Here is a 7855-nt window from a genome sequence, read left to right as displayed (position 1 = left end):
AATGTGCGAACTCGATATTTTACACGACTCTCTTTACCAATTCTGCCCCGAATTACACTTAAAACGACTCAACAGCTTAACGTTGGCTTGCCACGCATTACTTGACTGTAAAACTCTCACTCTTACCGAACTTGGCCGTAACCTGCCAACCAAAGCGAGAACAAAACATAACATCAAACGAATCGACCGATTGTTAGGTAATCGTCACCTCCACAAAGAGCGACTCGCTGTATACCGTTGGCATGCTAGCTTTATCTGTTCGGGCAATACGATGCCCATTGTACTTGTTGACTGGTCTGATATCCGTGAGCAAAAACGGCTTATGGTATTGCGAGCTTCAGTCGCACTACACGGTCGTTCTGTTACTCTTTATGAGAAAGCGTTCCCGCTTTCAGAGCAATGTTCAAAGAAAGCTCATGACCAATTTCTAGCCGACCTTGCGAGCATTCTACCGAGTAACACCACACCGCTCATTGTCAGTGATGCTGGCTTTAAAGTGCCATGGTATAAATCCGTTGAGAAGCTGGGTTGGTACTGGTTAAGTCGAGTAAGAGGAAAAGTACAATATGCAGACCTAGGAGCGGAAAACTGGAAACCTATCAGCAACTTACATGATATGTCATCTAGTCACTCAAAGACTTTAGGCTATAAGAGGCTGACTAAAAGCAATCCAATCTCATGCCAAATTCTATTGTATAAATCTCGCTCTAAAGGCCGAAAAAATCAGCGCTCGACACGGACTCATTGTCACCACCCGTCACCTAAAATCTACTCAGCGTCGGCAAAGGAGCCATGGATTCTAGCAACTAACTTACCTGTTGAAATTCGAACACCCAAACAACTTGTTAATATCTATTCGAAGCGAATGCAGATTGAAGAAACCTTCCGAGACTTGAAAAGTCCTGCCTACGGACTAGGCCTACGCCATAGCCGAACGAGCAGCTCAGAGCGTTTTGATATCATGCTGCTAATCGCCCTGATGCTTCAACTAACATGTTGGCTTGCGGGCGTTCATGCTCAGAAACAAGGTTGGGACAAGCACTTCCAGGCTAACACAGTCAGAAATCGAAACGTACTCTCAACAGTTCGCTTAGGCATGGAAGTTTTGCGGCATTCTGGCTACACAATAACAAGGGAAGACTTACTCGTGGCTGCAACCCTACTAGCTCAAAATTTATTCACACATGGTTACGCTTTGGGGAAATTATGAGGGGATCTCTCAGTGCATTGCCTCCAATTCCCATAATTTATTACGCCGATAATAACTTGGTGTAACCTTAAAAATGTACTTAAATCGACGTGTAAAAGATTGTTGGGAATCAAATTGATATTTTAATGCGATCTCAAGGATAGTTTTTTTCGTCAACCTCAACTCAACAGCCGCTTTCGTCAAACGACGAGCACGAATATAGCTAGCCAGTGTGACCCCTGTTACTTTTTTGAACAGCCGCTGAAAATACCACTTGGTATAACCCGCTTTATTCGCCACATCATCAAGCAGTAAAGACTGATCTAAATTATGTTCAATCCATAATAGAACATCTTTGATAACCGTTGTATGAAACTGCTTATCATCATATCTTAATTGGATGTTATTAGCTTTATTTTGATAGCGAGAATGCTGTTCAATATACATAAAATAACCTAAATGTTCTTAAGATTGTCACGACCACATCATCATGATACCATAAACATACTGACGGTATGTTATTTTAAATCTATCATGGAAAATAAAAATCATCAACAAGAAAATTTTAAGAGTACCTATCAATCACTGGTTAACTCAGCACGAATATTGTTTGTTGAAAAAGGCTATCAAGCTGTTTCAATAGATGAGATCTCGGGAAAAGCGTTGGTGACCAAAGGTGCCTTTTATCATCACTTTAAAAATAAAAAACAATTACTCAGTGCCTGTTATAAGCAGCAATTAATTATGATTGATGCCTACATCACAACAAAAACTGATTTAACAAATGGTTGGTCTGCCTTAGAAAGTATATTTGAACATTATCTTGATTATATTATTGATAATAATAAAAACCTTATCCCTATCCAAGAAGTGATGCCTATCATTGGTTGGAATGAACTTGAAAAAATTAGCCTTGAATACATTACTGGTAAGGTAAACGCCATTGTCAGCAAATTGATCCAAGAGAACCAACTTAAAGCTTATGATGATGATGTGCTTAAAAACTTACTCAATGGCTGGTTTATGCATATCGCAATACATGCGAAAAACCTAAAAGAGCTTGCCGATAAAAAAGGCCAATTTATTGCTATTTACCGCGGCTTTTTATTGAGCTTGAAAGATAAATAAAATAGATAGGTTTTATTTGAAGCTAAATCTTCTTTATCGTAAAAAATGCCCTCTTGGGTTATCAAGAGGGTCATTATATTTCGCGGAATAACATCATTTGGTGACGAAATAACTAAGCACTTGTCTCCTGTTTACTCCCCTGAGCTTGAGGGGTTAACATGAAGGTCATCGATAGCAGGATAATAATACAGTAAAACGCTAAACCAATAATCCAAATCCAGCCATCCCAAATTGGTAGTGAATGATTATAAATAACAGCAAACAGTAATGGGCCAATAACACCGGTTGCATTGGTAAGGCTCACCAATAATCCCTGTAAAGCACCTTGCTGATGACTCTTTGTTTGGATAGACATCACTCCCTGTAATGCAGGTAAAGCGATCCCACCACCAGCCAATAAAATTAAAACAGGGAAAACTAACCAACCTTCAGATATAAACGCTAAAAAGGCAAATGCACTACTATCTGCAATAAATCCGAGCAGTACTGCCGTTTTTTCGCCCCATTTAGTGGCTATTCTTCCTGCCACAAAGGCTTGGAATACTGAGTGTAAAAGACCAAGACCCGCTAATGAAAAGCCAACCATCATGCTATTCCATCCAAAACGATTTTCGGTAAATAGCACCCACACCGTTGCGGGAATTTGGCCTATCAATTGCGCTGAAAAATAAATAATCAACAAAATGGGCATCGTTTTAAATAAAGTGATGTATACCGAATTCGATTGCGTCTCAACCCCTACTTCGGTATCTGTATTATCACGTGTATTTTTGGTTTCACGGAACCAAAACATAACCACAAGGAAAGCGACAATATTTAGCAACGCAGCGATAAAAAAGGGACTATGCGGTGAAATCTCTCCTGCAAAACCACCAATAATAGGCCCCGCTATTAAACCAAGCCCAAAACTTGCCCCTAACCAACCGAACCACTTCACGCGTTGAGAAGCTGAGGTGGTATCGGCAATGACCGATGCCGCGACAGCCCCAGTAGCTCCTGTGATCCCTGAAAGCAAACGGCCTAAATACAGCATCCAAAGCGCACTTGAAAAAGCCAGCAATAAGTAATCCAGCGATGCGCCTATTAATGACAACAACAGCACTGGGCGCCGACCAAATCGGTCAGACATTTTTCCAAGCCAAGGAGCAAAGATAACCTGCATTAACGCATAAAGTGCAAGCAATACGCCAAAGTGGTTAGCGATATCTTCCGAAGCAATAAATTCACGTAATAACGTTGGCAAGACTGGCATGATAAGGCCAATCCCCATGGCATCGAGTAACGTAATTACCAATGCGATCTTTGTCGAACTATTCATTTCACTTTTCTCTATCACTGATAGGGAGTGGTAGAATAACTCTATCAATGATAGAGTGTCAACAAAAATTAGGAATTAATGATGTCTAGATTAGATAAAAGTAAAGTGATTAACAGCGCATTAGAGCTGCTTAATGAGGTCGGAATCGAAGGTTTAACAACCCGTAAACTCGCCCAGAAGCTAGGTGTAGAGCAGCCTACATTGTATTGGTATGTAAAAAATAAGCGGGCTTTGCTCGACGCCTTAGCCATTGAGATGTTAGATAGGCACCATACTCACTTTTGCCCTTTAGAAGGGGAAAGCTGGCAAGATTTTTTACGTAATAACGCTAAAAGTTTTAGATGTGCTTTACTAAGTCATCGCGATGGAGCAAAAGTACATTTAGGTACACGGCCTACAGAAAAACAGTATGAAACTCTCGAAAATCAATTAGCCTTTTTATGCCAACAAGGTTTTTCACTAGAGAATGCATTATATGCACTCAGCGCTGTGGGGCATTTTACTTTAGGTTGCGTATTGGAAGATCAAGAGCATCAAGTCGCTAAAGAAGAAAGGGAAACACCTACTACTGATAGTATGCCGCCATTATTACGACAAGCTATCGAATTATTTGATCACCAAGGTGCAGAGCCAGCCTTCTTATTCGGCCTTGAATTGATCATATGCGGATTAGAAAAACAACTTAAATGTGAAAGTGGGTCTTAAAAGCAGCATAACCTTTTTCCGTGATGGTAACTTCACGGTAACCAAGATGTCGAGTTAACCACCCTTTAGATTCATAAAGCGAAAATAATGCGGCTCCAACGTACCCACCTAAATGGAAACGGCGTTCACTCCAATCTAAACACGCACAACAGATTTTACGTGAATGTTTGGAAGGAACGTCAATTCCCATTTCATGAAAATATTGAATACCACTTAATGTGATCATTGAACCATTTTCAGTGATCCATTGCTGTTGACAAAGGGAATCATAGATCTTAACGGCAACTTCGCCAGCTAAATGATCATAGCAAGTACGTGCTTTTCGTAAATGCACTGGCGTGGAAACTTTGGCATGTACGCCATGGTTTAAGGAGATCCCCATCATACTTTCCATCAATTCAGCAATATCTTTTCCTGCTAGCCGAAAATAACGATGCTTGCCTTGAGCTACTACTGTGATTAGCTGGCAATCTAATAATTTAGATAAATGACTGCTCGCCGTTGAAGCTGATATATTCGCCACAGAACTTAGCTCAGTGGCCGTCCAAGCTCGCCCATCCATCAAAGCACTGAGTATTTTAACTCGTGAAATGTCAGACATAGCCGCCCCTATCGCGGCTATTGAGGACTCAAAGGTAACCTCTTTTCGTATTAAATTAGCCATCGCAAGTTCACTTTATTGCCCAAGGGAGCGTAACAGATGCAGCCATACTATCATTGTCCGTTATTAATATCAGTTGGTTAGCATGGTCACTGTATTGCACTAAAATATTAATGTTATTCTCCGCCAATACTCGTGCTATTTCGCCAAGTTCCCCCGGTTTTTCCTGTTTTAACTTACGAATTAATGGTGTCCGGATCGCAAGTACTAACAGTCCAGCTTGCTCTAGCGCTATTTTAGCTTCCTTTCCTTGTTCAACAAGAAAATGAGCATGGCATTCATCACCAACCGTAAATATCCCTCCCCCTTCCAATCCAATACCTTTATTACCTAATGTTTTTCCTAGTAATGCTAATTGTCCTATTTGATTATCTAAAACAACGTGAACATCAAACATTATCCTTGTCCTTTTTAAATGAATATTCGCGAGTAATATGAGCAATACTAATTTTGTAAAAATCAAATATTGACTCTCGCCCTTCTTGTTGAGCTTTCGCATGTAAAACATGATTTTTCCATTGCAGAACTGCGTATTCGTTTTCCCACCAAGATAGCGATAACATTTTTCCTTCTGTAGCTAGACTTTGAAAACGTTCAATTGAAATAAAACCAGCTACATGACTTAATAGTGGTCTTAACTCCTCAGCTAAAGTCAAATAGCGAGTTTGTTGGTCGGGTTGTATTTGCACCTCAAATATTACAGCAATCATATTTTTCTCCGTTATTAATCAACAAACAGAGTAATCCACCCGAAAATTAACACTTCGATAAGCAACGAAATATAGAAAGGTCATGCTGCTGTTTTATGTTGTATATCACACTTCTTTAAATTGCTCGGCCTGCGCTTATCATGTTCTCCTTCTCTTATAATTTTGTTTATTATTTATACTTTTTTATTTTTTGCTATCACCGAAAATAGTGCGGATCCCGCATGGTATTTAGGTTTACCCATCATTAAATACCATTGTTGTTATTTTAATCTTTTTAATATTTCATGATTAAGATCACACTAAAATTATGACCCTATTAACTAAAAGTTATGGATACCCTAATAAAACTCATTGTTAAAGATTAGTTAACCAAAGTAACTTCATTTTTCACTATTGTTAAATTGTTATAGTGAAAATTCTGGTAAACTAATAGAGGTAAAAAAATGATCCTAGATGCCAGTTATACATTATTAGTCGCATGTATCGCGCTACTCATAGGAATGTTTGTCGTAAAATTTACCCCGTTCCTACAAAAAAACCACATACCAGAAGCCGTCGTTGGTGGCTTTATTGTTGCAATTGTTCTGTTAATTATTGATAAAACATCAGGTTATTCGTTTACTTTTGATGCTTCATTGCAAAGTTTATTAATGCTCACATTCTTTTCCTCTATCGGGCTAAGTTCTGACTTTTCTCGACTGATTAAAGGAGGAAAGCCGTTAGTTCTATTAACTATTGCAGTAACGATCCTAATCGCCATTCAAAATACTGTCGGCATGAGTATGGCTGTCATGATGAATGAAAGTCCATTTATTGGCTTAATTGCAGGTTCAATTACTCTAACAGGTGGTCATGGTAATGCCGGAGCATGGGGCCCTATTCTCGCTGATAAATATGGTGTAACAGGCGCCGTTGAATTAGCGATGGCTTGTGCAACACTTGGATTAGTGTTGGGTGGTTTAGTTGGCGGCCCTGTTGCCCGTCATCTTTTGAAAAAGGTCTCTATTCCTAAAACAACCGAGCAAGAGCGCGACACTATCGTTGAAGCTTTTGAGCAACCAAGCGTCAAAAGAAAAATCAATGCAAATAACGTTATTGAAACCATTTCAATGCTGATTATCTGTATTGTTGTTGGTGGCTATATCAGTGCATTGTTTAAAGATACTTTTCTGCAACTGCCTACTTTTGTCTGGTGTTTATTTGTCGGTATTATTATCCGTAATACACTGACTCATGTATTTAAACACGAAGTGTTTGAGCCGACCGTCGATGTATTAGGTAGCGTTGCTTTATCGCTTTTCTTGGCAATGGCGTTAATGTCATTAAAATTTGGTCAATTGGCAAGCATGGCAGGGCCAGTATTAATTATCATTGCTGTACAAACTGTTGTCATGGTGCTATTTGCCTGCTTTGTCACCTTCAAAATGATGGGCAAAGATTATGATGCTGTCGTGATCAGCGCGGGTCACTGTGGCTTTGGTATGGGAGCAACACCAACAGCAATTGCGAATATGCAAACAGTCACAAAAGCATTTGGACCATCACATAAAGCTTTCCTTGTCGTTCCTATGGTCGGTGCCTTTATTGTTGATATTTCAAACAGTATCTTAATTAAAATATTTATTGAAATTGGTACATACTTTACCTAATAGCTACACACTACTCGGCGTACTTCTCCTAACAATTTATTATAGGGCAGTATGCCGAGCCGCTTTCTTACCCCGTATATTCCCCTAGTCAATCTATTTAGCTTGCACGTTTACGAATTAATTCTCGTGACAACTAAACCAAAATTTGAATTATGACGAGTATATCTGATTATTTATACTTTATTCGTTAGAATAGTCCGTAGAAATAAATAATCAGTAGGCTACATGGAATGAAATTAAGACATCTCGATATCTTTTATGCTGTAATGACTTGTGGTTCCTTAACGCGTGCGGCTGAAGTTTTACATATTTCTCAACCCGCGGCGAGTAAAGCACTCAAACATGCTGAGCACTGAGAGATCCCCTCATAATTTCCCCAAAACGTAACCATGTGTGAATAGATTTTGAGTAAGCAGGGTTGCAGCCACGAGTGAGTCTTCCCTTGTTATTGTGTAGCCAGAATGCCGCAAAACTTCCATGCCTAAGCGAACTGTT

The 7855-nt window shown here is 39.5% G+C and carries 10 protein-coding genes and 1 pseudogene; 5 read left to right on the top strand and 6 right to left on the bottom strand.

What is annotated here, in order from left to right:
• Position 1: 1 nt before the first annotated feature.
• A complete protein-coding gene (locus tag E7T07_RS10770; protein WP_006250222.1) occupies positions 2–1210 on the top strand; it encodes an IS4-like element ISVsa5 family transposase in 1209 nt (402 codons plus the stop codon).
• Between the two features lie 9 nt (positions 1211–1219).
• Here the strand turns inward: E7T07_RS10770 and E7T07_RS10765 are convergent, their stop codons facing one another.
• The gene (locus tag E7T07_RS10765; RefSeq protein ID WP_000275180.1) at positions 1220–1636 is read right to left on the bottom strand and encodes a helix-turn-helix domain-containing protein; all 417 of its coding nucleotides are present in this window, start codon (positions 1634–1636) and stop codon (positions 1220–1222) included.
• Between the two features lie 87 nt (positions 1637–1723).
• Here E7T07_RS10765 and tetC point away from each other — a divergent pair, with 87 nt between their 5' ends.
• Positions 1724–2317: a tetracyline resistance-associated transcriptional repressor TetC gene (gene tetC / locus E7T07_RS10760; protein WP_000428546.1), complete on the top strand. Its 594-nt coding sequence runs from the start codon at positions 1724–1726 to the stop codon at positions 2315–2317.
• 112 nt (positions 2318–2429) lie between these two features.
• Here tetC and tet(B) read toward each other — a convergent pair whose 3' ends face one another.
• A complete protein-coding gene (tet(B), locus tag E7T07_RS10755; RefSeq protein ID WP_001089068.1) occupies positions 2430–3635 on the bottom strand; it encodes a tetracycline efflux MFS transporter Tet(B) in 1206 nt (401 codons plus the stop codon).
• Between the two features lie 81 nt (positions 3636–3716).
• Here tet(B) and tetR(B) point away from each other — a divergent pair, with 81 nt between their 5' ends.
• Positions 3717–4340 (top strand): tetracycline resistance transcriptional repressor TetR(B), encoded by a 624-nt coding sequence (tetR(B), locus tag E7T07_RS10750; RefSeq protein WP_167874959.1) that lies wholly within the window; start codon positions 3717–3719, stop codon positions 4338–4340.
• On the opposite strand, the gene E7T07_RS10745 is transcribed toward tetR(B), so the two are convergent.
• From E7T07_RS10745 to E7T07_RS10735, 3 genes are all read right to left on the bottom strand, one after another.
• Positions 4318–4941, bottom strand: coding sequence for an ArsR/SmtB family transcription factor (locus E7T07_RS10745; RefSeq protein WP_001280391.1), 624 nt, complete (start codon positions 4939–4941; stop codon positions 4318–4320). The genes tetR(B) and E7T07_RS10745 overlap by 23 nt on opposite strands.
• A gap of 70 nt (positions 4942–5011) precedes the next feature.
• On the bottom strand, positions 5012–5398 hold the full coding sequence (locus E7T07_RS10740; RefSeq protein WP_000460651.1) for a hypothetical protein: 387 nt from the start codon (positions 5396–5398) through the stop codon (positions 5012–5014).
• Positions 5391–5711 (bottom strand): antibiotic biosynthesis monooxygenase family protein, encoded by a 321-nt coding sequence (locus E7T07_RS10735; protein WP_000562370.1) that lies wholly within the window; start codon positions 5709–5711, stop codon positions 5391–5393. The genes E7T07_RS10740 and E7T07_RS10735 overlap by 8 nt, the downstream gene beginning before the upstream one ends.
• 443 nt (positions 5712–6154) lie before the next feature.
• Between E7T07_RS10735 and gltS the strand changes: the two genes are divergently transcribed.
• Positions 6155–7360: a sodium/glutamate symporter gene (gene gltS / locus E7T07_RS10730; protein WP_000599533.1), complete on the top strand. Its 1206-nt coding sequence runs from the start codon at positions 6155–6157 to the stop codon at positions 7358–7360.
• Between the two features lie 230 nt (positions 7361–7590).
• Complete coding sequence (locus tag E7T07_RS11285) at positions 7591–7716, top strand: LysR family transcriptional regulator (protein ID WP_001303004.1); 126 nt, start codon at positions 7591–7593, stop codon at positions 7714–7716.
• A 9-nt stretch (positions 7717–7725) separates the two neighbouring features.
• On the opposite strand, the pseudogene E7T07_RS10720 reads toward E7T07_RS11285, so the two are convergent.
• Positions 7726–7855, bottom strand: a pseudogene (locus E7T07_RS10720) (IS4 family transposase); the annotation flags it as partial.

It is taken from the genome of Actinobacillus porcinus (assembly GCF_901764995.1).
Taxonomy (GTDB): Bacteria; Pseudomonadota; Gammaproteobacteria; order Enterobacterales; family Pasteurellaceae; genus Exercitatus; species Exercitatus porcinus.
Note: the sequence above shows the minus strand (reverse complement) of the source record. Positions and strands in the feature narration are given on the sequence as shown.

Bases quoted from the DNA above. Each gene is read 5' to 3' on its own strand.
- E7T07_RS10735 (WP_000562370.1), bottom strand. From the start codon at position 5,711: ATGATTGCTGTAATATTTGAGGTGCAAATACAACCCGACCAACAAACT.
- gltS (WP_000599533.1), top strand. From the start codon at position 6,155: ATGATCCTAGATGCCAGTTATACATTATTAGTCGCATGTATCGCGCTA.
- E7T07_RS11285 (WP_001303004.1), top strand. From the start codon at position 7,591: ATGAAATTAAGACATCTCGATATCTTTTATGCTGTAATGACTTGTGGT.
- tetC (WP_000428546.1), top strand. From the start codon at position 1,724: ATGGAAAATAAAAATCATCAACAAGAAAATTTTAAGAGTACCTATCAA.
- E7T07_RS10740 (WP_000460651.1), bottom strand. From the start codon at position 5,398: ATGTTTGATGTTCACGTTGTTTTAGATAATCAAATAGGACAATTAGCA.
- E7T07_RS10745 (WP_001280391.1), bottom strand. From the start codon at position 4,941: ATGTCTGACATTTCACGAGTTAAAATACTCAGTGCTTTGATGGATGGG.
- E7T07_RS10765 (WP_000275180.1), bottom strand. From the start codon at position 1,636: ATGTATATTGAACAGCATTCTCGCTATCAAAATAAAGCTAATAACATC.
- E7T07_RS10770 (WP_006250222.1), top strand. From the start codon at position 2: ATGTGCGAACTCGATATTTTACACGACTCTCTTTACCAATTCTGCCCC.